Source organism: Mesorhizobium waimense, assembly GCF_003601975.1.
In the GTDB taxonomy this organism is placed as follows: Bacteria; Pseudomonadota; Alphaproteobacteria; order Rhizobiales; family Rhizobiaceae; genus Mesorhizobium; species Mesorhizobium waimense.
The window spans coordinates 29,697-54,264 of record NZ_QZWZ01000017.1; the positions used below are offsets into that span (position 1 = coordinate 29,697).

The following is a 24,568-nucleotide window of genomic DNA, read 5'->3' on the forward strand; positions in this document are numbered from 1 at the left end:
TCACGCATGGCGGATCAAGCGGATGTCATAGCCGGCGCGGGACAGGCCGTGTCGGTAGAAGCCAGCAGCCTCGGCGACCAGTTGAAGACGATCCGGCAGGCGCTGAAGACCTCGCCGGTACGCAAGCCGCTCGCCTGGGCCTCGATCGGCATTGTCGCCGTCATTGTCGCGACCGCGATCGGCCAGGTTCTGCTCAACCGCTGGAACCAGCCCTTCTACGATGCGCTGGCAAGGCGCGACATGCAGGGTTTTCTGCACCAGCTTGTTGTCTTTGCCGAAATTGCCGGCGGGCTGTTGGTGCTCAATGTCGGCCAGACCTGGCTCAACCAGACGATCCGGCTGAAGCTGCGCCAGGCGCTGACGCTCGACCTGATCGATGAATGGATGCGGCCGGCGCGCGCCTTCCGGCTGGCGCACGCCGGTGCCATCGGCGTCAATCCCGACCAACGCATGCAGCAGGATGCCGCGCACCTGTCCGATCTGTCGACCGATCTCGGTGTCGGCCTGCTGCAGTCCTTCATCCTGCTCGTGTCCTTTATCGGCGTCTTGTGGACGCTGTCCTCGGGCTTCGTTTTCCACATCGGCGGCAAATCGTTGGCGATACCCGGATACATGGTATGGGCGGCGATCCTCTATGCCGGTATCGCCTCCTGGCTGAGCTGGCTGGTCGGACGGCCGCTGATCCGCTTCAACAGCGATCGCTATACGCGCGAGGCGGAACTCAGGTCCTCGATGGTCCGCGTCAACGAGAATGTCGACGCCATCGCGCTCGCGCATGGCGAGGCGGATGCCAGGCGGCAGCTCGAGATCGATCTCGGCACCGTGCTCGGCGCCATGAAGCGCATCTACAGCGCGCAGATCAACCTGTCCTGGGTCACCGACACCTATGGCTGGATCACCGTGGTCGCGCCGATCCTGGTCGCTTCGCCGGTCTATTTCGCCGGCGATATCAGCTTCGGCGGCCTGATGATGGCGGTCGGCGCCTTCAACCAGGTGCACTCCTCGCTACGCTGGTTCATCAACAATATCGGTGGCATCGCCGACTGGCGGGCGACGCTGATGCGTGTCGCCGATTTCCGCATCGCGCTTGGCGAAACCGACATCCTCCACGACAAGGAAAAGCGCATCGAATTCGGTCAAAATCCTGACGGCAGGCTGACCTTCGAAAGGCTCGAGGTCGCGTCGCCGGATGGGTGTACAAAGCTCGCCGAGCAGGACGTCGAGATACGCCCCGGCGAGCGCGTCATGATCACCGGCGACCCGCGCGCCGGCAAGACGCTGTTCTTTCGCGCCATTGCCGGCCTGTGGCCGTGGGGCAGCGGGCGGATCGGCATGCCGACCGGCGATGCGCCGATCTTCGTTCCGCGAACCCCTTATTTCCCGCTCGGGACGCTGCGCGAAGTGCTCAACCACATCGACGGCACCGCACCGGTCGACGATGCCGAGATCGCGGCGGTGCTGGCCGAGGTCGGTCTCCAGCGGCTCGCATCCTCGCTCGACCGTTCGGCGCGCTGGGAGCATGAGTTGGCCGATGACGAGCAGCGCCTGCTGGCCATTGCCAGGCTTGCGCTCAGGCGGCCGAAATGGGTGATCATCGACGAGGCGCTGGATACGTTCGACGGCGCGACACTGAGGCAGGTGCTGTCGATGCTGGCGCGCCGCCTGCCCGACGCCGCCATCCTCAACATCGGCCGCGGCCAGCACAACAACCAGTTCTTCCCGCGCTCGCTGACGATCGTGAAGGATAGCGGCGGATCGGCGCTCAAGCCCGCCCGCGTCAGGGCCGGAGCCATCGAGCCGCCGCCCGCCGCAAGGCGAAAGAAGTAAGCTCGCCGAAAGAAGCAACCGGGCAAGCTTTATTTTGCCGCGATCGCCGGGGAAGATCGTCCGCATCACTCGGACGCACGCAGCCATGCTCGACATGTTCAGCCTGCTTGCCTGTTTCGCCTGTACCCAGGCAGCACCCCTGCCTGTGCCAGCCGACACGATTGCCGTGGATGTCGAACTGGTGCTGGCCGTCGACATCTCGCTGTCGATGAACGAGAAGGAGTTTGCCCTGCAGCGCGCCGGCTATGTCGCGGCGCTCAGGCATCCGGATTTCATCAAGGCGGTGCGTTCGGGCACAAACGGGCGCATTGCGCTGGCCTATTTCGAGTGGGCGGGCACCGTTCGCGACGACGCCATCCTCGCCTGGCAGATCATCGACGGCAGCGACAGCGCCAACGCCTTCGCCGACAGGATCGCGGCCCGCCCGTTCCGCAGCTTTCGCGGTACCTCGATTTCCGGTGCGCTTGCCTTCGGCGCCGACCTCTTCGAAAAAACCGGCTTCACTGGCGCGCGTCGCGTCATCGACATGTCAGGCGACGGCCCCAACAATATCGGCCCGCCGGTCACAGCGACGCGCGATGCGGCGCTGGCAAAGGGTATTGTCATCAACGGCCTGCCGATCCTGATCAGCCCGTCGCCGACCTTCAGCCATCTCGACAGCTATTATGCGCAATGCGTCACCGGCGGCCCAGGGTCCTTCGTGCTGCCGATCTATGCAGCTTCCGAATTTTCGACTGCCATTCGCCGCAAGCTCATCCTCGAAGTGAGCGGCATCGCCAACGCAACGACAGTCCGGATCGACGCGGCGGCGCCCATCGACTGCCTGCAGGGCGAGCGCGACCGGCGGTTTTTTTCAGACCCGTATTTTCCAGAACTCGATCGATAAACCGTGAGTTTTCCCGAACCTCCGGTTTCGAGATGGTTCAGGCCGGCCGCGTGCCGTATTTCTCGCGGAACTCATCGTAGAGATTGCGGCGCCAGCGCCGGCCGCCGACATAGCCGCGCAACAGCTGCGGCAGCGAGTAGCCGAGTGCCTTCGACGACCGGTTGGCCAGATAGCCTGCGAATGCCTGGGAAACCCTGCCCTTCATCGCATCGGAGATGATCTGGCGCGCGATCATATAGGGCGGGACGTCGGGATATCGATCGGCGATGTAAGGGTGTTTGTCGATCAGGTTTGCGTAGGCTTCGACATAGCCGTCGCGGCGACCCGAGATCGAATTCTCCGAATTGTATTTCTTCCAGTCGATGTCCTCTGACAGCAGTGCCCCGCTGCGCCGGGCAAAACGCAGCAGCAATTCGCGATCCTGCATGCGCGCGATGTCGCTGTCGTAACCGCCGATCGCCAGCAGGGATTCGCGGCGGGCGGTGATCGCGGAGCCGGCGATGAAGATCGTCTGTCCGACCAGCGCCTTCTCCAGCGAGCTGCGGGTCAGGAAAGCTTCGCGATTGACGCATTTGGTGCTGCGGCCGCCTTTCACCGAGACGAACGAGCTGATGAGGATTTCCAGCGATGGGTTCTCGTCGAAGCGTGCCAGCGTCCGCTCCAGCCGGTCCGGCAGGTAGACATCGTCCGAATCAAGGAAAGCCACGATCGGCGCGCGCGCTCGCTCGATGCCGGCATTGCGGGCGGCATTGGCGCCGCGCCATTTCGCGCCGACATAGACCAGCCGAGGATCGCGGATGGCGGCAAGGGCCGCGGCAGTGGCGTCGGTCGATCCGTCGTCGACAACAATGTGCTCGAACTGGGTAAGGCTTTGCGCCAGCACACTTTCCACTGCGCGCACCACCTGGTCGCGACGATTGTGGGTCGGTGTGATCACCGTGATAAGGGGAGCTGGGTCGACGGTTTTGCCCATGCGGCTATGCCCCGGGTTCTGCGATGTGCGGATAGATTTGATGGCCGCCTTCCATACCCACCCCGGGATTGCGTTCGATTCGACCGTACAAAAAAGAAACGCCTGTGTCATCCCGACTGCCGGCAGGCAAGCCGTGCGCCCGTCGAATTTCACAAGCCGCGCCTGAACTGCAACACCGTCTCTCGGCTGGCAAGCCCAGCCGGAGGAATGTCGAAGCCGATCCAACTGCCGCCTGGGAGAAGTAGCCGTGCTATTACCCGTCACGTAATCGACTTGCCTACCGCATGTCGGCAAAGCTGCTCCCAGTTGCAAAAAGAGGAGTTCAGCCATGACCGCTTACGCCGTTGCCCTTATGCGCCAAGCCACATTGGGACCTGAGATTGTCGAATATCTGCACAAGATCGACGCCACGCTGGAACCCTTCGGCGGCCGCTTCCTGGTGCATGGCGGCGTGGTGGAGGTCGTTGAAAACACCTGGCCGGGACATCTGATCGTCATCGAATTCCCCGACCGCGACCATGTACGCGGGTGGTACAACTCGTCCGCCTATCAGGCGATCCTGGCGCTGCGCACCGAAAACTCGCAGGCCGACGTGATCTTCGTCGACGGCGTCGAACGTCCGCACAAGGCCACCGACGTTCTGGAATAGCTGCATGGCCGACAGCCGGCCAAGGTCATCGCTTCAGCAGGAACACCGCTTGCTGGCCGAAGAAGTTCCAGAACCACCACGGCATCGACAGGCCGATCTTCTGGCCGTTGGCGTCGAGAGCGGTTGCCCTTTCCACCGTGGCGCCGAGCTCCTCGACCAGATTGACGAAGTCGCGGATGGTGCAGAAATGGATGTTTGGCGTGTCGTACCAGGAATAGGGCAGGTCCTTGGTCACCGGCATCCGCCCCTTGACGAACAGCGACAGCCGCACCCGCCAGTGGCCGAAATTGGGGAAGGAGACGATGGCGCGGTTGCCGATCCTCAGCAGTTCGTCGAGCACCAGTTTCGGGTTGCGGGTGGCCTGCAGCGTCTGCGACAGGACGACGAAATCAAAACCCTTGTCGGGATAGAATTCGAGGTCCGTGTCGGCGTTGCCCTGGATGACGCTGAGGCCGCGCGCCACGCATTCGTTGACGCCGCGCTGCGACAGTTCCAGGCCGCGGCCGTCGACCTGCTTGGTCGCCTGCAGCAGTTCGAGCAGCAGGCCGTCGCCGGATCCGACGTCGAGCACCCGCGACCGCGCCGGGATGAGACCGGCGACCACTTCAAGGTCGACGCGCTGGGCGCGATTGACGCTCATGGTTTCGCCTCCTGCCCAGCGCATGATTCCGGTCCGAAAAGTCTGCAACTTTTCGGGGTCATGCGCTGAGCCCTCTCGCCCGAGCGGCCGAGCCGATAAAGCCGTTGATGGCGGCGAACAATTCCGGTTCCTCGAGCAGGAAGGCATCGTGGCCGCGGTCGGTGTCGATCTCGACGAAGGACACGGAGGCGCCGGCGGCGTTCAGAGCATGCACGATGGAGCGGCTCTCTTCGGTCGGGAACAGCCAGTCACTCGTGAAGGACACCAGGCAGAAGCGGGTCTTGGTGCCGGCAAAGGCATCGGCCAGCCGGCCGCCATGGTCGGCGGCAAGGTCGAAGTAATCCATCGAACGGGTCATGTAGAGATAGGAGTTGGCGTCGAAGCGATCGACGAAGGTCATGCCCTGATGGCGCAGATAGCTTTCGATCTGGAAGTCGGCATCGAAGCCGAAGGTCAGCGCGTCGCGGTCCTGCAAATTGCGGCCGAACTTGCGATGAAGTGCCGCTTCCGACAGATAGGTGATGTGGGCGGCCATGCGCGCCACCGCCAGGCCCTTCTCCGGACGCTTGCCATGCTCGAAATATTTGCCGCCATGCCAGTCCGGGTCGGCCATGACGGCCTGCCGGCCGACCTCATGGAAGGCAATGTTCTGCGAGGAATGGCGGGCGCCGGTGGCGATCGGCAGCGCCGAGAAGACGCGCTCCGGACAGGTCGAGGCCCATTCCAGCACCTGCATGCCGCCCATCGAGCCGCCGAGCACGCAAAACAGTTTTTCGATGCCGAAATGATCGACCAGCATAAGCTGTGCCCGCACCATGTCGCGGATGGTGATGATCGGCAGGTCGAGCCCGTAGGGCTTGCCGGTGGCCGGATTGGTCGAAGCGGGGCCGGTGGAACCCAGGCAGCCGCCGAGGACGTTGGAGCAGATGACGAAGAAACGGTTGGTGTCGATGATCCTGCCGGGGCCGATCAGCGCCTCCCACCAGCCCGGCTTGCCGGTTACCGGATTGGTGCTGGCAACATGCTGGTCGCCGGTCAGCGCATGGCAGACGAGGATGGCGTTGGAGCGGGCATCGTTCAAAGTGCCGTAGGTCTGGTAGGCGATCTGGAACGGCGACAAAAGCGTGCCGGCGTCGAGCTTCAGCGGCTTGTCGGCGCCGAAACGCAACACCGGGCTCGACGGTGCGTCGATCTCGTTGTTGGTTTTTCCAGGGCGCGGAGCGGCCATTATCTCTCTCTTGCATTGCGCATCGTCCGGCCGGCAGCGGACAACAAAAAACCGGCAATGCCTTCGCAAAGCCGGTTACAGGATGCAAACGGCCCTTTAGCGAGTTGTTTAACGTGGCTGCAAGCCGACCGGCCAAATCACCACGGAACTGTCACATTCTTCTAGAACTAGCGCGCCGTGGCGTCAACGGCCGGCCGCTCGCACCACCGCCGGCTCTCGACATTCCGGGCTACGGCTAGTATTTCCGCTGCGGCTTCCGGGTGGAAGCATTCTCGACGGATTTGTTAGACATGAACAAGAGACCGGATCAGGCACGGCCAACGCCCCGCGCGGGCATCATGGACATCGACGCCTATGTGCCGGGCAAGAGCACGGCGCCGGCCGGTGTCGCCAAGGTCTACAAACTGTCGTCGAACGAGAACCCGCTCGGCCCGTCGCCGAAGGCGATCGCAGCGGCGCGTGAAATCGCGGCAAAGCTTGACGTCTATCCCGATGGCACCGCCAGGCGGCTGCGCGAGGCGATCGCCGAGGTGCACGGGCTGAATGCGGCAAACCTCATCTGTTCCAACGGCTCCGACGAGATATTGGGCCTGCTGGCTCAGACCTACCTGGCGCCCGGCGATGAGGCCGTCTTCACCGAGCACGCCTTCATGGTCTACAAGATCTACATCCAGTCGGCCGGTGCAACACCGGTCGCGGTCAAGGAAACCGACGAGCGCGCCGACATCGATGCGATACTGGCCGCCGTGACGCCGCGCACAAAGATCGTGTTCCTCGCCAATCCCAACAACCCGACCGGCACCTATGTGCCGTTCCAGGAGGTGCGCCGCCTGCATGCGAGCCTGCCGAAAAACGTGCTTCTGGTGCTCGACGCGGCTTACGCCGAATATGTGCGCCGCAATGACTATGAAGCCGGTATCGAGCTGGCGGGCAGCGCGGAGAACGTGGTCATGACCCGTACCTTCTCCAAGCTCGGCCTTGGCGGGGCGCGGATCGGCTGGATGTACGGCCCCATGCACATTGTCGATGCGATCAACCGCATTCGCGGCCCCTTCAACGTCAACGCCACGGCGATCGAGGCCGGCATCGCCGCCATCCGCGACCGCGCCCATGTCGAGCGCAGCGTGATGCACAACGAGAAATGGCTCAACTGGTTGAATGAAGAACTGCCAAAGCTCGGCCTGAGGGTAACGCCGAGCGTTGGTAATTTCGTGCTGATCCACTTTCCCGACGACAAGAAGCATTCGGCGGCGGCCGCAGACGACTACCTTACGGCGCGAGGTTTCATATTGCGGCGCGTTTCCGGCTACGGCTTTCCCAATGCGCTGCGCATGAGCATCGGCACCGAAGAAGCCAATCGCGGCGTCATCGACGCCCTCACGACATTCCTGAAAAGCTAGAACACCATGACATCACCGCTGTTCGAAAAGACCGCGCTGGTCGGCATCGGCCTGATCGGCTCGTCGCTGGCCCGAGTCATCCGCCGCGAGGGGCTGGCCGGCCATGTCTCCATCGCTACGCGCAGCCCGACTACACTGGCGCGGGCGCAGGAACTTGGCCTCGGGGATTCCTACACCACCGATGCAGCCGAGGCGGTGCGCGATGCCGATCTGGTCATCGTCTCGGTGCCGGTCGGCTCCTCCGGCGCGGTCGCGGAAGAAATCGCGCCAGCGCTGAAGAAGGGCGCCATCCTCACCGATGTTGGTTCGACCAAGGCCTCCGTGATCGCGCAGATGCAGCCGCATGTGCCTGAGGGTGTCCATTTCATTCCCGGTCATCCACTGGCCGGCACGGAAAAATCGGGCCCTGACGCCGGCTTCGCCGACCTCTTCGACAATCGCTGGTGCATCTTCACGCCGGTGCCGGGCACCGACCCGGACGCACTGGAGCGGCTGTCGGAATTCTGGCGGCGCTGCGGCTCCAACATCGACACGATGGACCCGCAGCATCACGACATGACTTTGGCCATCGTCTCGCATTTGCCGCATATCATCGCCTACAACATCGTCGGCACCGCGGACGATTTGCAATCGGTGACCAAGTCCGAAGTCATCAAATACTCGGCCTCCGGTTTTCGCGACTTCACCCGTCTCGCCGCCTCCGACCCGACCATGTGGCGCGACGTCTGCCTGCACAACAAGGACGCCATCCTCGAAATGCTGGCTCGCTTCTCGGAGGATCTAGCCTCGCTGCAGCGGGCGATCCGCTGGGGCGACGGCGAAAAGCTGTTCGATCTGTTTACCCGCACCCGCGCCGTGCGCCGCTCGATCATCGAGGCCGGCCAGGACATCGACGTGCCGGATTTCGGCCGGCAAGCAGTCGAGCACCCGGCCAAAGGGTAGGTCTTACGCTTCCAAAGCTGCTGGCCAGTGGGCGGCCATCATCGCCAGCGTCTCGGCCCGGTCCGGCGCGCCCAGCCGGCCGCCGAAGCGTTGGCATTTGAGCGCGGCGGCAGCACTGGCAAAGCGCAAGGCTTGTTCCGGAGGCATGGCCTCCGCTAGGCCGACGGCAAAGGCGCCGTGAAACACGTCGCCAGCGGCAAGTGTGTCCACCGCCTTGACCCTTGGCGCCTCGACATGGCGCACGCAGCCGGCGGAACGGTCATGCCACCAGCTTCCCTGCGCCCCGCCCGTGACCGCGACAAAGGCATCGGTGCGACTGGCGAGGTCGGCACAGGCGGTCTCCGGATCCAGCGCCTGGCCGCAGACGATGCGCGCCGCCGGCTCCGAGGCGACGATGTGCGTGGCTAAAGGCAACAATTGCTCCAGCACCTCCAGCGGCGCGGTGTCGGCATCGAGGATCGCCGGACGGCTGGCGGCGCGCGCCGCGGTCAGGGCCAGTGCGGCTGCGTCCGGCCAGCGCACGTCGACCAGCACGGCGTCGAAGCCGGAAAGATCGGAGGGCAATTTCTCGGGATCGGTCTGCGCCTTCGGATCATAGAAGGGAACGATGATGCGCTCGCCATGGGCATCGACCAGGATCGCGGCCAGTGCCGATCGTGCGCCCTTGACGCGGCGGACAAGGCTGCAATCGACGCCCTCGGCCTCGATCTCGGCGATGAGCTGGTCGCCGACAGCATCGTCACCCGCACTTGCCCAGAGCGAGACCTCGGCGCCGAGACGCCGCGCGGCGCAAGCAGCACTGGTAGCCATGCCCGAGGCCATTTGGGCAGCGTCGGAGGCGATGAACTTGCCCTGATGCATGGGCAGCGTGTCGAGACGAAGGATGGTGTCCAGCGTCAGCGCGCCAACGCTCAGGAGCCTTACCGGTCTGCTCATTCGTTGTTCCTAATCGACCGGCTTGATCTTGCCCAGCGGAATGAAGCCGAGCGATGCCTTGCCCTTGACGATCTTGAGCGGCATCGAGGGTTCGTTGCCGAGCATTGCCAGGCCGGCAAAGCCTTGCTCGATCTCGCTCTTGCGCTCGGGGATGGCGGTGCCGAGGATTGCCGCCACCGCCTTGGGATCTTTCAGCCTGATCGTCAGATCGGCGTCGATCAGGCCCTCGGCATCGACCGACAGCGGTCCGGAGACCGTAACCCGCGCGGTGCCTGACGAGAGGTCCAGCTTGGCGATGTCGACGGCCTGGCCGCGCAGGCTCTTTATCTGCTTCCCGATCAGTGCGACGCCGTTCTTCAGCGTTGCCTCGCCGCTGCCGTCGAGCGCCGGCAGCACGCGGCCGCCGATGGCGTTGGCGTCGATCTCGAGATCGCCGAAGCTTCCAGTGTAGGCGATGTCCTGGCCATCGGGCTGCAATTGCCCCGCCGCCGTTCCGGCGCTGAACAGCGAGACCGGATCGGTGTCGTCGGCCGGGTCGGTCTGGCCCGACAAGCCCTCCGCCTTCAGCGCAACGCGCCGGGGCAGCGGCCAGGAGAGTTTGACGTCCGCCCGCAGCCTGTCCCAGTCGATCCAGAGCGGCGTCATGCCCGGTATGGAGGTCCTGAGCGGTCCGCGCAGGTCGGCGACAGGGCTCAAAGGCCGGGTGATCTGCGCGACGGCATTGAAGCTGCCGGTCGAGGCGGCGACATTCCTGGTGTCGTCCTCATAGGCGAGCGTATCGCAGGAGACGGCGAAGCTCAGCGGATAGCCGCTGACGTTCAGGTTGGAGCAGCCGGCCTCGATGCCGTTGCCGTTGAGGGCGGCCACCGCCTTGTCGGCTTCGCTCCTGACACGGTCGGCCAGATAGAACCAGCCGCCACTGTAGATGGCGAACAGCACGGCAATGAAAGCGGCAAGCCAGAACAGCCGGCGGCGAAAGTTCGGCGGGCGCTCGTCACTTGACGTCATGCTGCAGCTTTCATTAACGCCGCGTGTTGCGGGTGGACTGTCGTTTACGCAACAAGCAGATAGACGGAAAAGCACCGATTCCGGTGCGGAGTCGTCACTCTCGTGCAATCAGGCTTGGCGATATGGGCGATTTTTGGGTTTTTGGCTATGGGTCGCTGATCTGGCGACCGGGATTCGCGCATGTCGAGACGCGGCGCGCCCGCCTTTACGGCTACCGCCGGTCGCTCTGCGTCTATTCCTTCGTGCATCGCGGCACGCGTGAGCGTCCGGGTCTTGTGCTCGGCCTCGACCGTGGCGGCTCCTGCGTCGGGCTGGCGTTTCGCGTGCCCGGCGAGTTGCGCGACGAGGTGCTCACCTATCTGCGCGAACGCGAACTGGTGACCAGCGTCTATCTCGAACGCTCGCTCGATATCCGCCTCGACAGGAACGGCATGACCGGGGGCAAGACGGTGCGCGCGGTCGCCTATATCGTCGACCGCAAGCATGAGCAGTATGCTGGGGGGCTCGATGCAGCGCATGCGGCTGATGTTGTGCGCGGCGCCGTCGGCCAGTCTGGCAGGAACGAGGATTATCTGTTCAGCACGCTGGAGCATCTCGAGGCGCTGGGCATAAGTGACCACTGGCTGGAAGAGGTGGCCCGACGGCTCGCGCCTTTGTGAAGCGCTGGCCCGCAGGAAAGCGCAGCCAGGCCTTTGACCTCGGCATGACGAGACCTAGCTTAGCTCCAGCCCGGAGCTTTTCGGGTTTCGTCCGCCCAATTCCAGCATCACGGAGCCAGATCTTGCAGAAACGCCGTCTCGGTCGTACCGACCTTTCCATCGCGCCGCTGGTTGTGGGCGGCAATGTCTTTGGCTGGACCGCCGACGAAAAGACCTCCTTCGACCTGCTCGACCGCTTTGCCGAGGCCGGCTTCAACGCCATCGACACGGCCGATGCCTATTCGCGCTGGCATGCCGGCAACAAGGGTGGCGAGTCCGAAACCATCATCGGCAAATGGATGAAAAGCCGCGGCAACCGCGACAAGATCATCGTCATCACCAAGGTCGGCTCGGACATGGGTCAGGGCAGGCGGGACCTTTCCGCTGCCTATATCGAAAAGGCAGTCGACCAGTCGCTGAAGCGGCTGCAGACCGATGTGATCGACCTTTATCTGTCGCATTGGCCGGATCCGGCGACGCCTTACGAGGAAACGCTCGGCGCCTACCAGAGCCTGCTCGCCAAGGGCAAGATCCGCCATGCCGGCTGCTCCAACCTCGATGCCGGCCAGTTGCGCGCCGCCCTGGACGTGGCAAGCCTGCGCAGCCTGCCGCGCTACGAGGTGCTGCAGCCTGCTTACAATCTCTACGACCGCTCACCCTTCGATGGTCCGCTGCGCGATCTCTGCCTCGCGGAGGACATTGGCGTCATCAGCTATTACGGTCTCGCCAAGGGGTTTCTGAGCGGCAAATACCGCAGCGAGGCCGACCTCGGCAAAAGCCAACGCGGCGGCGGCGTCAAGGACTATCTCAATCCACGCGGCATGCGCATCCTGAGCGCACTCGATGCCGCGGCCGAGCGTCATTCGGCTACGCAGGCGGAGGTGGCGTTGGCCTGGGTGATGGCGCGGCCGGGCATCACCGCGCCGATCGCCAGCGCCACGACGCTCGCCCAGATGGACAGCCTGGTACACGCCGCATCGCTGAAGCTTGGCGTGGACGATATGGCCGCGCTGGACGAAGCCAGCGTGCAAATGAGAGCCGCCTGAACGGATTCAGCACGATCGTTCAAGACGAGAACTGCCGCCTTGCCGCACTCTTCCCGACCTCGTGGCAGAGGCAGGAAACGGCATGGCCGGAGAGGTTTTCTCGCATACGCAGCCGTGGCAGCAATTGCTGGCGCTGGTGCTGGCGGCAACCGTCGTCATGGGCAGTCCAGGCCCGGCGACGATCAGCGTGACTGCCGTCGGCGCCGCCTTCGGCCTGCGCGGTTCGCTCCGTTACGCGTCGGGGATTGTCGTCGGCACGATCGCGGTGCTGCTGGTAGTGGCCACCGGCATCATGGCGGTGCTTGCCTCGATGCCGACGTTGGCGCCGCTGCTGGCGGTCGCCTCGGCGGCCTACATCCTCTATCTCGCCTTTAAGATAGCGACGGCGCCGCCGCTGGCCGCGCGTGAAAGTGGCGCTGCCTATCCCACTTTCCTCGGCGGCTTCCTGCTCGCCGTCGCCAACCCGAAAGCCTATGTGGCGATTGCCGCCGTACTCGCCGGCGCTTCATCGGGAGCCGGGGGTCTCGGCATTCCAGCCACGCTGGCGATCCTCGCCTTGATGATCGTCGCCATCCATGCGCTGTGGCTTCTCGCCGGGGCGGCATTCGCGCGCTTTCTGCGTCAGCCGCTGGCCTCGCGGATCATCAACCTGGTGTTCGCCGCAACGCTGGTGCTGACCACGGTACTGGCGGCGTGGCCGTGAGCCGACCGGCGGGACGGCTAGGGATCAGGCCTTCGCCTCGTTCGCCGCGCCGAGTTCCGCCAGCCGCTTCACCGCCGCCGGCGGCATCGGCGGCGGGTTTGGCGCGCACGCGGCCTCGACAAGCATCTGATCGCAGGCGGCTTCCGTTTCGCCGATCAGCCGCTCCATGAATTCTTCCCTGTCGAGTCCTGCGGGGATCGGCGGCAGGAAGCGAGCTTTGACGGTGCCGGGGTAGCGCAGGAATTTGCGGCGTGGCCAGTAGAGGCCAGCAACATGCGCCACGGGCACCACGGGGACGCCAAGCTGGGTGTAGAGCTCGACGATGCCGTACTTGTAGGCCGGCTCGTCGCCCGGCGCGCGACGCGTGCCTTCGGGATAGATGATCAGCTGGCGCGGATTGCGCGCCATCTCTTCCCTGGTCGCGGAGACCACGGCCTTCAACGCCTTGGAGCGGCTGCCGCGGTCAACCGGGATCATGCGCATCTTCATGATGTACCAGCCGAAGAACGGGATCCAGGTCAGTTCCCGCTTCAGGATGTAGAGCGGGTCCTGGAGGAAAGGGAAAAAGGCGATCGCGTCCCAGAACGACTGGTGCTTCGGCGCCAGGATGAAAGAACCCTCGGGCAGGTTCTCCAGGCCGGTGATCTCGCTCTTGGTGCCGGCGATTTTGTCGTAGAGCCACATGCAGGTACCGGACCAGAATTTCGGCACGAACCAGGCACGGTGGCGCGGCGACAGGAAGTAATACGGCGTCCAGAGGATCATCTGGACGATCAGGTTGACGTAGAAGACGAGGTTGAACGCCAGCGAGCGGATGTAGAGCATGCGGGAAGGGCCCGGTGAGGAGGTGTGCGTTGGTTACACCAAGCGCGGGCAAAAAGGAAACGTGCGGTTCCGGGAACGATCCCGGGCCTGCGCGCGCCATCCGTCTACCACATTGCCTGCGTCAGGCGCTCCTTCAGGCGCGGCGCGGCGAAGTCGAGGAAGGCGCGCAGTTTCACCGGCAGCAGGCCCTGGCCGGCATGGACGAGGCTCACGGGCCATGGCTGCAACTCGAACTCCTGCAGGATGGGGCATAGCGTGCCGGAGCGCATCTCGGCGGCGATCTGGTAGGACAGCACCTTCGTCACCCCGACGCCGGCGACCGCGGCGTCGATTGCGGCTTCCGCCGTGTTGACCCGGAGGCGAGAGCTGACCGGAACGGCGAGCTCGCTCTTCCCGGCGACGAAGGTCCAGGCGGCGGGAGTGGAGAGGTTCTCGAAAGTGATGCAGCTGTGTCCGGCCAGATCCCAGGGAGATTGCGGCGTGCCGTGGGCGGCAAGATAGGCGGGGCTCGCGCAGACGACGCGGCGGATCGAGCCGACGCGGATGGCGACCAGGCTCGAGTCGGGCAGATCGCCGATGCGCACGGCAAGGTCGATATGCTCCTCGACCAACTGGGTTATCCGGTCGGCCAGCGTCAGCCGGACCGCCACTTCGGGGTAGGCCGCGAGGAAGGCGGTGACGACCGGCAGCACATGCAGGCGGCCAAAGACGATCGGCGCGCTGATGATCAGTTCGCCGGTGGGTACGCTGTATTCGCCGGCGGCGCTGCGTTCGGCCTCGCCGACCTCGTCCAGAATGCGACGACAGGCGGCCAGATAGGCCTGCCCGGCATCGGTAAGCGTCAGCCGTCGCGTCGACCGGTTCAAAAGACGCGTCTTCAGATGTCTTTCCAGGTCGGAGACCTTGCGGCTGACCGTCGCCAGCGGAATGCCGAAACGGCGTCCTGCCGCGGAAAGGCTGCCAGCCTCCACCGCGGCGACGAACAGCGACATAGCCTCGAGACGATCCATGCTTCTCCCGAAAAATGGAAGGATGGATTACAAACATGCCATCTACATCCGAAGGATGGAAGGTATTAGCTGTTGTGGCCAATGGCCATAGGTCCGGCCTCAAGGAGGCTTCCCATGAATGCCCACACCTTCACCAGCGATGTCGCCTTTACGCCGACCGTCAAGGCGATCCAGAGCCGCAAGGGTTCGCGCGATGCCTATGCCCGCGTCGAGGAGCGCGGCGGCTGGCAGGCAGTGATCACGCCCGACCTCGCCGGTTTCATCGAGGCGCAGACCAGCATCTTCCTGGCAACGGCCAATGGCGCGGGCCAGCCCTATATCCAGCATCGCGGCGGGCCGGCAGGCTTCCTGAAGGTAATCGACGAGCGCACGATCGGCTTTGCCGACTTCTCCGGCAACAGGCAGTTCATCACCCAGGGCAATTTGAGCGACAATGCTCAGGCTTTCCTGTTCCTGATCGACTACGCCCGCAGGCAGCGCATCAAGATCTGGGGTACGGCCCGCATCGTCGAGGACGACACCGAACTGATGGCGAAGCTGATGCCCGGGGATTACAAGGCGCGTCCCGAGCAGGTCATTCTGTTCACCGTTGCGGCCTGGGATTCCAATTGCCCGCAGCACATTCCGCAGCGCTTCGAGGCGGCCGACGTGGCAGCCGCCCTGGCCGAACGCGACCGGCGTATAGAATGTCTCGAAGCGGAGATTGCCGGTCTGCGCGCTGCCGCCGCTGGCTGATGCCTGCCAACGGCGCTCACTTATGCGCCGTGGCGGCTTGCGCCACCGCGATGCTGCCGGTCTGGCGAGCCGGCACGATGCCGCGTGCCAGCGCCAGCACATATTTGCTGTATTCGGTCAAAAGCACGCGCAGCGCCTCCGGCTTGGTCAGCCAGCCGCCATTACCGAGATTGGTGTTGACCACCGGGTAGGGCTCGAGCCGCGCGCCGTGCAGCAACCGGCTCATCTCGAGCAGGCTGCGCGGCATGTGGTAATTGTTGGTGACGAGGATGACGGTGCCGTAGGCGTGGCTCTCCACCCATTTGGCGCTCTCCTCGGCATTGCCGATCGTGTCGAGGGCGGCGCGGTCGATGTCGACGCAGCACGAAAACAGCGCCTTGTCGCCGCCGGTGGCGGCCTGGAGCTGGCGGCGGCTGGCCGAAGGGTGGACGCCGCTGATCAAGAGACGCTCACCCTTGCCGGAGGCAAGCAGGTCCATTGCCGCATCGAGGCGCGACTGGCCGCCGGTGAGCACGATGATGGCGTCGGCCTTGGCCGGATTGGCTGGCGTGGTCATGTGGCTGACGGTGCTGGCGAACCAGCCGAAACCGCCGGCAAACAAGGCGGCCAGCACGAGAATGGAGAAAGCGGAGATGCGCACGGCTCTTGCCAATCGGCTCGGCCAGCCTCGGGCATGCGAAAGGGAACCAACCACTGGCATCTGTCCAGCCGTTCCGGTTGAGTCCCTCGCGTCCATCATCCTATGGTTAATCCTGAAATGTGGCCTTTGATAGGAAAAAAAGCGCACATTGCGTTACGTCAGTTTTCTACCGTGATCATTGCTGAGCCCGTTTCGTTTCATGCAGGCTCGCCATCCGAGCATCAGTTCGCGTCCGGCTGACGGATGTCGATGTCGCTGAGATAGGTGACAACGGTGGCGTGCGACGTCGCCGCCGTCAGCGCGCCGATCACCAGCACCATCAGGCCGACGCCGAGATAGCCTGCCGATCCGATGGCGAAATTGCCGAACAGAGCGGTTGCCTGGTCGGCCTGCGGCGTCGCCATATTGCGCGACGACCACCAGGAAAAGACGATGAATACCAGAATGGCGGCGGCCCCGCCGGCAGCGGCACCCTTCATGCCGGTGACCAGGAAGTGCCAGCGGAATTCACGTGCGATGAAGCGCGCTTCGGCGCCGACGAAATGCAGCACCTCGATGATGTGGCCGTTGCCGGCCATGGCGCCACGCGTCGCGAACACCACCGTCAGCACGGTGGCCGACAGCATCAGCGCCAGCACGGCGATGCCGATGGTCACCGTCGTGCGGGCCATGGCGACCAGCCGGTCGACCCAGGTGCGATGATCGTCGAGTGCGGCACTCGGCAGCTTGGGCGTGATCGCGGCGCGCATGGCGGCGAAGTCTGGCGGGTTGTTCTCGTCGATGGTGACGACGACCAGGCGCGGCACCGGCAACTCGTCGATGTTCAGGCCCGAGCCCAGCCACGGTTCCAGCAGCCGGGCGGTCGCGTCGCGGTCGATGATCCTGGTCTCCTTTACACCGGGGAATTCGCCGGCGATCTGCGAGGCCTGGGCAAGGGCTGCCTCCATGTCGAGACCTTCGACCGGTTTGATCTGGATCGTCGCCTCGCGCGAGATCTGGTTCTCCCAGACCGACGCGGTGTCGCGCACCAGCGTCACCGCGCCGAAGGTCAGGCAGGACAGGAAGGTCATGATGGCTATGACCAGCACCAGCGCCCGGCCGGCAATGTTCTGCGCCGGCACGATCGGCGCCATCTTGCGTTGGACGCGCTGCACCGCGCCGGCCATCTCGGCAGGCTCTTCGTGCAGGTGTTCTACGGAAAGCTCAGTCATAGACATCAAGCCTTCCGCCGGCCAGGATCATGCGCCGCGCGTCGACCTGCTCCATCAGGCCGAGATCGTGGGTTGCAATCACCACCGCCGTGCCGAGACGATTGAGTTCGATGAACAGCCTGAGCAGCCGGCGCGCCAGCGGCGGGTCGACATTGCCGGTCGGCTCGTCGGCAAGCAGGATCTCGGGTTGCTCGATCAGCGCACGTGCGATCGCCGCGCGCTGCTTTTCGCCGCCCGACAGCACCGGCGGCAGCACATGCATGCGCTCGCCGAGGCCGACCCATTTCAGCAGTTCGGTTACGTCGGTGCGATAGGTCGCTTCCTCGCGCCCGCGCACGCGCAGCGGCAAGGCCACGTTCTCATAGGTGGTCATGTGGTCGAGCAGGCGGAAATCCTGGAACACGACGCCGATGCGCCGCCTCAGATGCGGCAGCTCGCTGCGCGAGATGCGCGAGCGGTCCTTGCCGAAGATGGTGATCAGCCCACGCGTCGGCTTCAGCGACATGAACAGAAGGCGCAGCAGCGTCGTCTTGCCGGCGCCCGAAGGGCCGCTCAAGAACTGGAAGGAGCGCTCCGGAATGTGCAGGGAAATGTCACGGAGGATTTCCGGACCCATGCCATAGCGGAGGCCGACGTTTTCGAAGCGGATCACGTTCGACGACCTGAAACTTGCGGCGGCGGCGTGCCAGCCCTTTCTCTCAAATGACCATCGGCCGGCATGGTTAACCGTCGGTTAATTTTTGGTGTTTTTCGGTTCAACACAGGGGTTCCGGTTGGGAAGCGTTAACCATTTCCGTTTACGCAAAAGAAACGAAGACGAACAAGGGCCATAATGGCTGAAGATCGAACCGCGCGCCCGGTTTCCGGCGAAATCATGACCGGGCTGGGGACAAGTGCCGCGGCGGAACCGCGCGCGCCGGCCGCCGACATCGTCGATGCCGACTATGAGGTGCTGCCGCGCCATGGCGTCAAGGCGCAAGCCCTGGCGCCGCCTGCTTCGCGCATGAGCGATGCGCCCTCGATCGAAGGTATGGAGATGCTGCGCAAACCCGAAGCCGCAGCAGAGCGCCCGCCGGCCTCGCGCGGCGGGCCGATCTTCTGGATCGCCGGCGTCGGCGCCGCACTTGCCGCCTTCTGGGTCTCAGGCGGCCACGCGCTGGTGCGCCAATCGCCGTTCTGGGCCGCCGAACAGCCGGCCGGTGTCGCGCTCAGCATCTCGGGCGTAACCTCTCGCATCGATGCCTCCGGCCTGAAGCCGGTGTTGTTCGTGGACGGTGAAGCGGCCAATGACGGGGCAAGGGCCGCACCGTTGCCGCCTCTGGAGATCCGGGTCACCGGCAATGACAGCCAGGTAACGCGCTATACGCTGGGGACATCGAGCCGGTCCTTGGCGCCCGGTGAAAGATTCGGCTTTTCCAGCCGCCTCGATGTGCCTAGAAACGGGGTCAAGGCCGTATCGGTCACGTTCGCCGGCTAAGGCTCGATCCAGGAACCGGTTTCCTGGGATCGTGTGCAAAATCAAAAAAGTCTACAGCGCGTCCGCAGGCCCAAAAGGTCGTGGCCCTGTAGGCGGAGCGCCTGGAGGGCCCAAAATGCCAGTTGTGCGTGGCAAGGACATCGAGGTCCTGTTTTCGGCGTCGGCGATCGCCCGGCGCAATCTTGAACTTGCCAAGGAGATAGCCGGTCACGATTACCATGACCTGCTTGTGATTTCGGTGCTGAAGGGATCCTTTATCTTCGCCGCCGACCTCATCCGCGCCATGCACGATGTCGGCCTGTCGCCGGAGGTCGAGTTCATCTTCATTTCCAGCTATGGCGCCGGCACCATCAGCGGCGAGGTGAGGGTGCTGCGCGACATCGACAATGAGGTCGCTGGCCGCGATGTGCTGCTGATCGACGACATTCTCGAATCCGGCAAGACGCTCTCCTTCACCCGCGACCTGATGCTGTCGCGCGGCGCCAAAAGCTGTTCGATCGCCGTGCTGCTCGACAAGCGCATGCGCCGCCAGACGGCGCTCAACGCCGATTATGTCGGCTTCGACTGCCCCGACTATTTCGTCGTCGGCTACGGCATGGACGTGGCGCACGCGTTTCGGGAACTGCCGTTTGTCGGCGTCGTCAAGGGCGACGCATAAAAGCCGTTTGCGGTTCAGGAAAAGTCAACTTTTCGCCGCCAAATATGCCGCCATGGCAAAGCTTCTGATCGTCGAGGACGATGAGTCCGTCCGCACTCTCGCCGCCCGCGCGCTCGAACGCGACGGGCACAGCGTGGCCATCGCCGCTGACGGCGCACAAGGGTTGGCGTTGATCCAGCAGGCCCGTGGCGGCTACGATCTGGTGGTTTCCGATATCCGCATGCCGGAGATGGACGGCATCGAGATGGCGACCGCTGCAGCGAAGCTGTTCCCGGCGATGAAGATCCTGCTGATGACCGGCTATGCCGATCAGCGGGAGCGCGCCGAGGAACTGAACGGCATCATTCTCGATGTCGTGCAGAAGCCGTTTACGCTGGCGGAGATCCGCGCCCGTGTTGGGCGCGCGCTCAACTGTTTCGCCTGATCGCCTCTTCTGTTTTCCGCAATTTCGACGGAAAACCGCTGCCCACCTTTCCTGAAATTACTCCAATTTAGGCCGCGTCGCCGGTTGCGGCGAGCGCGGGTGCGGCGCTGCGGCGCCGCTCGCCGTTGAGGGCGAGCAGGCCGGCGCCAATGATCAGCGCCGCACCTAGCATCGTTGTTCCCCTGGGCACCTCGGCGAAGAACAGAAAACCCCAGAGCGGCGACCAGAGGATGCCGGTGTATTCGAAGGTGGCGACACGGTTGGCCGGCGCCAGCCGGTAGCCCTGCGACAACAGGATCATGCCGGCCGAGGCGACGAAGCCGCAGGCGGCCATCTTGAGGAAATCCGGCAGTGCCGGCCACACCCATGGCCGCACCAGGAATTCGAGGCTCGGATGGACCGCATGGGTGATGCCGGCGAGGTGAAACGCGCCGGCGACCACGATGGCGCCAGTGAGATAGGCGCCATTCTGGTAGAAGGCCATGACCGTCGACGATTCGGTATCGCCGATCCTGCGCGCCATAAGTTGCGAAAAGCCGTAGAGCGCAGCCGAGCCGAGCGAGAGCAGGGCCGCCCAGTCGAACAATCCGGCGCCGGGGCGCAGCATCACCAGAACGCCGACCAGGCCGATCAGAACGGTCGCCAGCGTCTGCCATGAGACGCGCTCGCCGAGATAGGGGCCGGCGAGCGCCATGATGAATAGAGGCGCCATGAAATAAAGCGCCACCGCGTCGGCCAGCGGCAGGGCGGCGATCGCCAGATAGTAGACCGTGTAGGACGAGAACTGGATGAAGGCGCGCAACGTCAGCAGGCCAAAGCGCCGCGACAGCAAAGCCCGCAATCCGACATCGGCGTGGACGAGAACGATCAGTATTGGAAGAGCGATGATCGCGCGGATCGCCATCACCTCGGTTACCGGATAGGCTCCCGATACCGCTTTGACGAGCGGGTCCTGCAGCGAAAAGACCAGGACGCCCAGACAGAGGCACAAGATGCCAAGCGTCATCCGGTTCTGCATATGCTTCGGCCCCCCGCGAGCCACTGCGTACCAAGTAAAAAGAACCCGCCACCGTTTTCGGGCAGCGGGTATGAGTGAGGACTCTTCGATTGGTCCGCCACCGATTTCGCGGTCGCATATCCAATGGGTGAGGGGACTATCGTCCGGCGTTTGACATGTTGCAAACGAATTGGAATGATGCCAGCAATCAAAAATTCTTATGGCGAAATGCGATGAAGCCTACCCTCGACAGCGACCTGCTGCGCACCTTCGTCGCGGTGGCCGAGACCGGCAATTTCACCAAGGCGGCGGAACAGGCAGGCCGCACCCAGTCGGCGGTCTCCATGCAGATGAAGAAGCTCGAGAGCATGGTCGGCGACAGCCTGTTCGAGCGCGGCTCGCGTGGCGTTTCGCTGACACGCCGCGGCGGCGAATTGATCGTCAATGCCAGGCGCATCGTTTCGCTGCTCGACGAGACGGCGGCGTCGCTGTTGGCGCCGCCGCTCGGCGGTCCGGTCCGAATCGGCATTCCGGCCGAATATGGCCATTCGATCCTGTCACGCGCGCTCGGCGCCTTCGCCAAGCGCCATCCGCAGGTCGAGGTCACCGTGCGCTACGCCCATTCCGACTCGCAGATGCGGGCGCTGGCGGCGGGCCAGCTCGATCTCGCCGTGGTGTTCGAATGGGAAGGTCTGTCGGGCGGCGAGGTGCTGATGCATGATCCGACGGTCTGGGTCACGTCGGCCATCCATCACATGCATGAGGAGCGGCCGGTGCCGATCGCGCTCTACAACCGTGGTGGCTGGTGCCGCGACTTCGCCATCAAATCGCTGGAGCAGCGTGGCGTCGGCTACCGCGTCGCCTATACCAGCGATACCAATGGCGGCCTGACGCTCGCCGTGACCTCGGGCCTGGCGATCGCGCCGATCTCGCGCAGCAACATTCCCGCCGGCTGCCGCGAACTCGGTGCAGCCGACGGCTTCGGCGACATCGATTCCTCGAATGTCGTTCTGCACCGCAATCCGAGCGTTTCCGGCGAAGCCATCGACAGCATGGAACAGGCGATCCGCGAGGCGTTCATGCTTACCGGTCAGGCGGGTATCACGCCGGATCTATGACTCCGGGTTGGGCATGCCCTCGTAGAAGGTCAGGCGGTTGCCGAACGGATCGCCGACGGTGACCTCCTTGGTTCGCCACGGCGTCTCTTCCAGCCCCGGCCTGGCAAAGCGGTATTTCTTGCCGATCAGTTCGCGATGCAGTGCCGCGACATCGGCCACCGCGATGCGGATGTGGGAGCCAGACGAGCCGTCGCCGTGATGCTCGCTCAGATGCAGTTCGCGACCGTCGCGGGCATGCCTGTAGAAACGCAGCTCGAAACCGAGAAAGCCGAGATAGAATTACCGCATCGGCCCGAAAATCGGAATCGATTTTCGGAAGGCACAATGCGTAGAATCAAAGTGTTAGAGCGTCCTTTGCGCGTCCTAAAGGACGCGCGGCGCTCACACCCTGTGGAGCCTCCACAGGTTGTCGTGGGTCAGGGCGAGGCGGCTGATAGGTGGTGTGGACACTTGTCTGATCGATAAGACGATGGCGGCGATGAGCGCCTTCCGGCAGACCTCTGGAACCGGCACTCCCTCCCCCGGTCTGCCGCAGAATGAAGGCGATCTGCGGCCTGCGTGAACTTCGACTTTTTTCATGCCGAAAACTCCGTCTAGACTGGAATTTTCCAGCCCCAACCGGTCCAGAAAACCGGAGCTGTCAAAGCGGCAACAATGCGTCAGGCTTCACATCACCGATTGATGCGTAAGTGTGCGTTTCCCTGACACCAGGAAGCGGCAGAATCACCCGCTGCAGGAATTCCTGAAACGTCGCCATGTCAGCTATTCGTGCTTTGACCAGGTAGTCGAAACCACCAATCACCATATGGCATTCGATAATTTCGGGTGCCTTCGCAACAGCCTCGGCAAAGCGATCGAAGACGTGCGGCGCGGTGTGATCGAGCCTTACCTCGACAAAGACGAGCGTGCCGCGTCCTATCTTTGAGGGCTCCAGCACAGCACGCACTGCGCGGATAAAGCCTTCACTGAAAAGGCGCTTGATGCGCTGTGATGCGCCGGTCGGTGACAGTCCAACGCGTTGGGCGAGGTCAAGTACCGTCCGGCGACCATCTTCTTGCAATAGCCCGAGCAGCATCCGGTCGATACGGTCCAGATCGTTCATTTCGGATTCACACTTTCTTGGGTCTGAATTTGCGATAATCACGCAAAGAGTTCGAAATTGATATATTTCATCACGCCAGTTGCCGCAATACGGTTGGAAAAGCACAGAACGCCTAACCGGAACGAAGGCAAGCAACATCATGGACAGCACACGACCTGCCTCGAGCAATCACGCAAAGGGTGAGATCAAGATTCTCTCGCTGAGCGAAGCGGAGATCAAAAAATGTATCGACCTGCGTAAGCTGCTCGACGCGCTAGCGGACGGGTTCAAAGCGCTTTCCGACGGCCGTGTCGTCAATCCAGCGCGGCCACAACTCGATATTCCGAATGCAGGCTATTCGTTGGCGATGCCGGCCTGGATGAAGGGCATGCATTTGACCGTAAAACTGGTCAACGTGTTCGAAGGCAATATCGCCCGGGGCATCCCAAGTCACCTCGCAACAATACATCTCTTCGATCCAGAAACAGGAATGCCTGTTTGCATTATGGATGGCACCTACATCACGGCCGTACGCACGTCCGGCTCGGCCGTCCTCTCGGTACGAGAGCTCGCCAGGCGCAATGCCAAGGTCGCGACCGTCGTGGGCGCTGGCGTTCAAGCCAGCCAGCACCTTCACCTGTTGTCGCTCGTTCGGGATTTCCAGGAAATCCGAGTTTTCTCGAAGGATTTTGCTGATGCGCAGGCGCTGGCTTCACGTCATTCCGGTATCACCGCCGTCGAGGACCTCGAGGCCGCGGTACGCTCTTCAGATGTCGTGTGTCTCGCGACGCACTCCTACGTCCCAGTGATATCCGCAGAATGGGTTCAACCAGGAACGCACGTTTCCTCGGTTGGTGTCGCGCCACCCGGCGGCGAACTTCCGATCGATTTGATCGCTCGCGGCAACCTCTTCGTTGAAACGCGGGATTCCTTCTCGCCAACACCCGTGGGTTGCTGCGAACTTGCAAATATTGATCCCGAGGCAGGCACCGATCTTGGTGCCATGTTACTGGGACAGCGACCAGGTCGCACGTCAGATCAGCAGATCACAATCTACAAGGCCATGGGCGTCGCCATGGAAGATATGGTGGCAGCCGACCTCGCTTACCGCGAGGCCAAACGCCTGGGTGCGGGCCATGCTATTTCTCTCTAGGTGGCGTGGACTGTTATCTGATCCATAGGACGGTTGCTGCGATGGTGACGACGGCGAGGTAATTTCTCGCCGTCTTCTCGAAGCGTGTAGCGACGCGCCTGGACTGCTTGAGTTTCGAAAAGCAGCACTCGATCAGATGCCTCTGGGCATAGAGGTGACTATCGAGGGGTGTTTGCGGGCTTTGGACGGGTTGTTTGGGATGACGGCAGTCGCGCGCTTGCGGGCGATCGCCTCGCGCAGCCTGTTGCGGCCACAGGCGGCGTCGGCCATGACGACGTCTGCGGGCAGGCGTTGCGACCGTTC

At 63.6% G+C, this 24,568-nt stretch carries 27 protein-coding genes, 1 pseudogene and 1 riboswitch; of the genes and pseudogenes, 14 read left to right on the forward strand and 14 right to left on the reverse strand.

The window, feature by feature from the left end; genetic code table 11:
* The first annotated feature begins 6 nt into the window (after positions 1-6).
* Together D3227_RS21390 and D3227_RS21395 are read left to right on the forward strand one after the other, a co-directional pair.
* Positions 7-1,827 (forward strand): ABC transporter ATP-binding protein/permease, encoded by a 1,821-nt coding sequence (locus D3227_RS21390; RefSeq protein ID WP_120016299.1) that lies wholly within the window; start codon positions 7-9, stop codon positions 1,825-1,827.
* An 85-nt stretch (positions 1,828-1,912) separates the two neighbouring features.
* Positions 1,913-2,713 (forward strand): DUF1194 domain-containing protein, encoded by an 801-nt coding sequence (locus tag D3227_RS21395; protein WP_120016300.1) that lies wholly within the window; start codon positions 1,913-1,915, stop codon positions 2,711-2,713.
* A gap of 37 nt (positions 2,714-2,750) precedes the next feature.
* Here the strand turns inward: D3227_RS21395 and D3227_RS21400 are convergent, their stop codons facing one another.
* A complete protein-coding gene (locus D3227_RS21400) occupies positions 2,751-3,686 on the reverse strand; it encodes a glycosyltransferase family 2 protein (protein WP_120016301.1) in 936 nt (311 codons plus the stop codon).
* Positions 3,687-4,014: 328 nt separating this feature from the next.
* Here D3227_RS21400 and D3227_RS21405 point away from each other — a divergent pair, with 328 nt between their 5' ends.
* Positions 4,015-4,335 (forward strand): DUF1330 domain-containing protein, encoded by a 321-nt coding sequence (locus D3227_RS21405; protein WP_120016302.1) that lies wholly within the window; start codon positions 4,015-4,017, stop codon positions 4,333-4,335.
* Between the two features lie 25 nt (positions 4,336-4,360).
* Here the strand turns inward: D3227_RS21405 and metW are convergent, their stop codons facing one another.
* Positions 4,361-4,975, reverse strand: coding sequence for a methionine biosynthesis protein MetW (gene metW / locus D3227_RS21410; RefSeq protein WP_120016397.1), 615 nt, complete (start codon positions 4,973-4,975; stop codon positions 4,361-4,363).
* 58 nt (positions 4,976-5,033) lie between these two features.
* The gene (gene metX / locus D3227_RS21415) at positions 5,034-6,203 is read right to left on the reverse strand and encodes a homoserine O-acetyltransferase MetX (protein WP_120016303.1); all 1,170 of its coding nucleotides are present in this window, start codon (positions 6,201-6,203) and stop codon (positions 5,034-5,036) included.
* 76 nt (positions 6,204-6,279) lie between these two features.
* A riboswitch (SAM riboswitch) is annotated at positions 6,280-6,357 on the reverse strand.
* A gap of 136 nt (positions 6,358-6,493) precedes the next feature.
* Between metX and hisC the strand changes: the two genes are divergently transcribed.
* Both hisC and D3227_RS21425 read left to right on the forward strand, forming a co-directional pair.
* Positions 6,494-7,603 (forward strand): histidinol-phosphate transaminase, encoded by a 1,110-nt coding sequence (hisC, locus tag D3227_RS21420; RefSeq protein ID WP_120016304.1) that lies wholly within the window; start codon positions 6,494-6,496, stop codon positions 7,601-7,603.
* Positions 7,604-7,609: 6 nt separating this feature from the next.
* A complete protein-coding gene (locus D3227_RS21425; RefSeq protein ID WP_208646410.1) occupies positions 7,610-8,545 on the forward strand; it encodes a prephenate/arogenate dehydrogenase family protein in 936 nt (311 codons plus the stop codon).
* Between the two features lie 3 nt (positions 8,546-8,548).
* On the opposite strand, the gene D3227_RS21430 is transcribed toward D3227_RS21425, so the two are convergent.
* Positions 8,549-9,481, reverse strand: a complete 933-nt coding sequence (locus tag D3227_RS21430; RefSeq protein ID WP_120016305.1) for a sugar kinase — start codon at positions 9,479-9,481, stop codon at positions 8,549-8,551.
* 9 nt (positions 9,482-9,490) lie between these two features.
* Positions 9,491-10,489 carry a DUF2125 domain-containing protein gene (locus D3227_RS21435; protein WP_120016306.1) on the reverse strand — a complete coding sequence of 333 codons (999 nt, stop codon included), beginning with the start codon at positions 10,487-10,489 and terminating at the stop codon, positions 9,491-9,493.
* Between the two features lie 122 nt (positions 10,490-10,611).
* On the opposite strand from D3227_RS21435, the gene D3227_RS21440 reads away from it, so the two are divergent.
* The 3 genes from D3227_RS21440 (at position 10,612) to D3227_RS21450 (ending at position 12,936) form a co-directional block, all read left to right on the forward strand.
* Positions 10,612-11,148, forward strand: coding sequence for a gamma-glutamylcyclotransferase (locus D3227_RS21440; protein ID WP_120016307.1), 537 nt, complete (start codon positions 10,612-10,614; stop codon positions 11,146-11,148).
* Between the two features lie 122 nt (positions 11,149-11,270).
* Complete coding sequence (locus tag D3227_RS21445; protein ID WP_120016308.1) at positions 11,271-12,233, forward strand: aldo/keto reductase; 963 nt, start codon at positions 11,271-11,273, stop codon at positions 12,231-12,233.
* A gap of 82 nt (positions 12,234-12,315) precedes the next feature.
* The gene (locus D3227_RS21450; protein ID WP_120016309.1) at positions 12,316-12,936 is read left to right on the forward strand and encodes a LysE family translocator; all 621 of its coding nucleotides are present in this window, start codon (positions 12,316-12,318) and stop codon (positions 12,934-12,936) included.
* 24 nt (positions 12,937-12,960) lie between these two features.
* On the opposite strand, the gene D3227_RS21455 is transcribed toward D3227_RS21450, so the two are convergent.
* Together D3227_RS21455 and D3227_RS21460 are read right to left on the reverse strand one after the other, a co-directional pair.
* Entirely contained in the window at positions 12,961-13,761 is an 801-nt protein-coding gene (locus D3227_RS21455) for a lysophospholipid acyltransferase family protein (protein ID WP_120016310.1), read from the reverse strand.
* A gap of 104 nt (positions 13,762-13,865) precedes the next feature.
* A complete protein-coding gene (locus tag D3227_RS21460) occupies positions 13,866-14,771 on the reverse strand; it encodes a LysR family transcriptional regulator (RefSeq protein WP_120016311.1) in 906 nt (301 codons plus the stop codon).
* 114 nt (positions 14,772-14,885) lie between these two features.
* Between D3227_RS21460 and D3227_RS21465 the strand changes: the two genes are divergently transcribed.
* Entirely contained in the window at positions 14,886-15,506 is a 621-nt protein-coding gene (locus D3227_RS21465; protein ID WP_120016312.1) for a pyridoxamine 5'-phosphate oxidase family protein, read from the forward strand.
* Positions 15,507-15,522: 16 nt separating this feature from the next.
* Here the strand turns inward: D3227_RS21465 and D3227_RS21470 are convergent, their stop codons facing one another.
* The 3 genes from D3227_RS21470 to ftsE form a co-directional block, all read right to left on the reverse strand.
* Positions 15,523-16,245, reverse strand: a complete 723-nt coding sequence (locus D3227_RS21470; protein ID WP_120016313.1) for a YdcF family protein — start codon at positions 16,243-16,245, stop codon at positions 15,523-15,525.
* Positions 16,246-16,367: 122 nt separating this feature from the next.
* Entirely contained in the window at positions 16,368-17,357 is a 990-nt protein-coding gene (locus D3227_RS21475) for a cell division protein FtsX (protein WP_120016314.1), read from the reverse strand.
* Positions 17,350-18,009 (reverse strand): cell division ATP-binding protein FtsE, encoded by a 660-nt coding sequence (ftsE, locus tag D3227_RS21480; RefSeq protein WP_120016315.1) that lies wholly within the window; start codon positions 18,007-18,009, stop codon positions 17,350-17,352. The genes D3227_RS21475 and ftsE overlap by 8 nt, the downstream gene beginning before the upstream one ends.
* Positions 18,010-18,186: 177 nt before the next feature.
* Between ftsE and D3227_RS21485 the strand changes: the two genes are divergently transcribed.
* From D3227_RS21485 to D3227_RS21495, 3 genes are all read left to right on the forward strand, one after another.
* Positions 18,187-18,834 (forward strand): hypothetical protein, encoded by a 648-nt coding sequence (locus D3227_RS21485; RefSeq protein ID WP_120016316.1) that lies wholly within the window; start codon positions 18,187-18,189, stop codon positions 18,832-18,834.
* Between the two features lie 115 nt (positions 18,835-18,949).
* Positions 18,950-19,492: a hypoxanthine phosphoribosyltransferase gene (gene hpt / locus D3227_RS21490; protein ID WP_120016317.1), complete on the forward strand. Its 543-nt coding sequence runs from the start codon at positions 18,950-18,952 to the stop codon at positions 19,490-19,492.
* A gap of 52 nt (positions 19,493-19,544) precedes the next feature.
* Positions 19,545-19,916, forward strand: coding sequence for a response regulator (locus D3227_RS21495; protein ID WP_120016399.1), 372 nt, complete (start codon positions 19,545-19,547; stop codon positions 19,914-19,916).
* A gap of 67 nt (positions 19,917-19,983) precedes the next feature.
* On the opposite strand, the gene D3227_RS21500 is transcribed toward D3227_RS21495, so the two are convergent.
* Positions 19,984-20,934 carry a DMT family transporter gene (locus tag D3227_RS21500; protein ID WP_120016318.1) on the reverse strand — a complete coding sequence of 317 codons (951 nt, stop codon included), beginning with the start codon at positions 20,932-20,934 and terminating at the stop codon, positions 19,984-19,986.
* A 212-nt stretch (positions 20,935-21,146) separates the two neighbouring features.
* Between D3227_RS21500 and D3227_RS21505 the strand changes: the two genes are divergently transcribed.
* On the forward strand, positions 21,147-22,031 hold the full coding sequence (locus D3227_RS21505; RefSeq protein ID WP_120016319.1) for a LysR family transcriptional regulator: 885 nt from the start codon (positions 21,147-21,149) through the stop codon (positions 22,029-22,031).
* On the opposite strand, the gene D3227_RS21510 is transcribed toward D3227_RS21505, so the two are convergent.
* Complete coding sequence (locus D3227_RS21510) at positions 22,026-22,283, reverse strand: glyoxalase superfamily protein (RefSeq protein ID WP_342634006.1); 258 nt, start codon at positions 22,281-22,283, stop codon at positions 22,026-22,028. The two genes, D3227_RS21505 and D3227_RS21510, sit on opposite strands and share 6 nt — an antisense overlap.
* A gap of 388 nt (positions 22,284-22,671) precedes the next feature.
* Positions 22,672-23,133 carry an Lrp/AsnC ligand binding domain-containing protein gene (locus D3227_RS21515; protein ID WP_120016320.1) on the reverse strand — a complete coding sequence of 154 codons (462 nt, stop codon included), beginning with the start codon at positions 23,131-23,133 and terminating at the stop codon, positions 22,672-22,674.
* Positions 23,134-23,272: 139 nt separating this feature from the next.
* Between D3227_RS21515 and D3227_RS21520 the strand changes: the two genes are divergently transcribed.
* On the forward strand, positions 23,273-24,265 hold the full coding sequence (locus tag D3227_RS21520) for an ornithine cyclodeaminase family protein (RefSeq protein ID WP_120016400.1): 993 nt from the start codon (positions 23,273-23,275) through the stop codon (positions 24,263-24,265).
* Between the two features lie 13 nt (positions 24,266-24,278).
* On the opposite strand, the pseudogene D3227_RS21525 reads toward D3227_RS21520, so the two are convergent.
* Positions 24,279-24,553, reverse strand: a pseudogene (locus tag D3227_RS21525) (transposase); the annotation flags it as partial.
* Positions 24,554-24,568: the final 15 nt, after the last annotated feature.

What these genes read in the sequence shown, in the direction of transcription:
- hpt (WP_120016317.1), top strand. Translation starts at nt 18,950, where the DNA reads ATGCCAGTTGTGCGTGGCAAGGACATCGAGGTCCTGTTTTCGGCGTCG.
- D3227_RS21440 (WP_120016307.1), top strand. Translation starts at nt 10,612, where the DNA reads ATGGGCGATTTTTGGGTTTTTGGCTATGGGTCGCTGATCTGGCGACCG.
- D3227_RS21460 (WP_120016311.1), bottom strand. Translation starts at nt 14,771, where the DNA reads ATGGATCGTCTCGAGGCTATGTCGCTGTTCGTCGCCGCGGTGGAGGCT.
- D3227_RS21495 (WP_120016399.1), top strand. Translation starts at nt 19,545, where the DNA reads ATGGCAAAGCTTCTGATCGTCGAGGACGATGAGTCCGTCCGCACTCTC.
- D3227_RS21520 (WP_120016400.1), top strand. Translation starts at nt 23,273, where the DNA reads ATGGACAGCACACGACCTGCCTCGAGCAATCACGCAAAGGGTGAGATC.
- metX (WP_120016303.1), bottom strand. Translation starts at nt 6,203, where the DNA reads ATGGCCGCTCCGCGCCCTGGAAAAACCAACAACGAGATCGACGCACCG.
- D3227_RS21425 (WP_208646410.1), top strand. Translation starts at nt 7,610, where the DNA reads ATGACATCACCGCTGTTCGAAAAGACCGCGCTGGTCGGCATCGGCCTG.
- D3227_RS21405 (WP_120016302.1), top strand. Translation starts at nt 4,015, where the DNA reads ATGACCGCTTACGCCGTTGCCCTTATGCGCCAAGCCACATTGGGACCT.
- D3227_RS21465 (WP_120016312.1), top strand. Translation starts at nt 14,886, where the DNA reads ATGAATGCCCACACCTTCACCAGCGATGTCGCCTTTACGCCGACCGTC.
- D3227_RS21450 (WP_120016309.1), top strand. Translation starts at nt 12,316, where the DNA reads ATGGCCGGAGAGGTTTTCTCGCATACGCAGCCGTGGCAGCAATTGCTG.
- D3227_RS21475 (WP_120016314.1), bottom strand. Translation starts at nt 17,357, where the DNA reads ATGACTGAGCTTTCCGTAGAACACCTGCACGAAGAGCCTGCCGAGATG.
- D3227_RS21505 (WP_120016319.1), top strand. Translation starts at nt 21,147, where the DNA reads ATGAAGCCTACCCTCGACAGCGACCTGCTGCGCACCTTCGTCGCGGTG.
- D3227_RS21395 (WP_120016300.1), top strand. Translation starts at nt 1,913, where the DNA reads ATGCTCGACATGTTCAGCCTGCTTGCCTGTTTCGCCTGTACCCAGGCA.
- D3227_RS21500 (WP_120016318.1), bottom strand. Translation starts at nt 20,934, where the DNA reads ATGCAGAACCGGATGACGCTTGGCATCTTGTGCCTCTGTCTGGGCGTC.
- D3227_RS21430 (WP_120016305.1), bottom strand. Translation starts at nt 9,481, where the DNA reads ATGAGCAGACCGGTAAGGCTCCTGAGCGTTGGCGCGCTGACGCTGGAC.
- D3227_RS21455 (WP_120016310.1), bottom strand. Translation starts at nt 13,761, where the DNA reads ATGCTCTACATCCGCTCGCTGGCGTTCAACCTCGTCTTCTACGTCAAC.
- D3227_RS21390 (WP_120016299.1), top strand. Translation starts at nt 7, where the DNA reads ATGGCGGATCAAGCGGATGTCATAGCCGGCGCGGGACAGGCCGTGTCG.
- hisC (WP_120016304.1), top strand. Translation starts at nt 6,494, where the DNA reads ATGAACAAGAGACCGGATCAGGCACGGCCAACGCCCCGCGCGGGCATC.
- D3227_RS21400 (WP_120016301.1), bottom strand. Translation starts at nt 3,686, where the DNA reads ATGGGCAAAACCGTCGACCCAGCTCCCCTTATCACGGTGATCACACCG.
- D3227_RS21435 (WP_120016306.1), bottom strand. Translation starts at nt 10,489, where the DNA reads ATGACGTCAAGTGACGAGCGCCCGCCGAACTTTCGCCGCCGGCTGTTC.
- D3227_RS21470 (WP_120016313.1), bottom strand. Translation starts at nt 16,245, where the DNA reads ATGATGGACGCGAGGGACTCAACCGGAACGGCTGGACAGATGCCAGTG.
- metW (WP_120016397.1), bottom strand. Translation starts at nt 4,975, where the DNA reads ATGAGCGTCAATCGCGCCCAGCGCGTCGACCTTGAAGTGGTCGCCGGT.
- D3227_RS21515 (WP_120016320.1), bottom strand. Translation starts at nt 23,133, where the DNA reads ATGAACGATCTGGACCGTATCGACCGGATGCTGCTCGGGCTATTGCAA.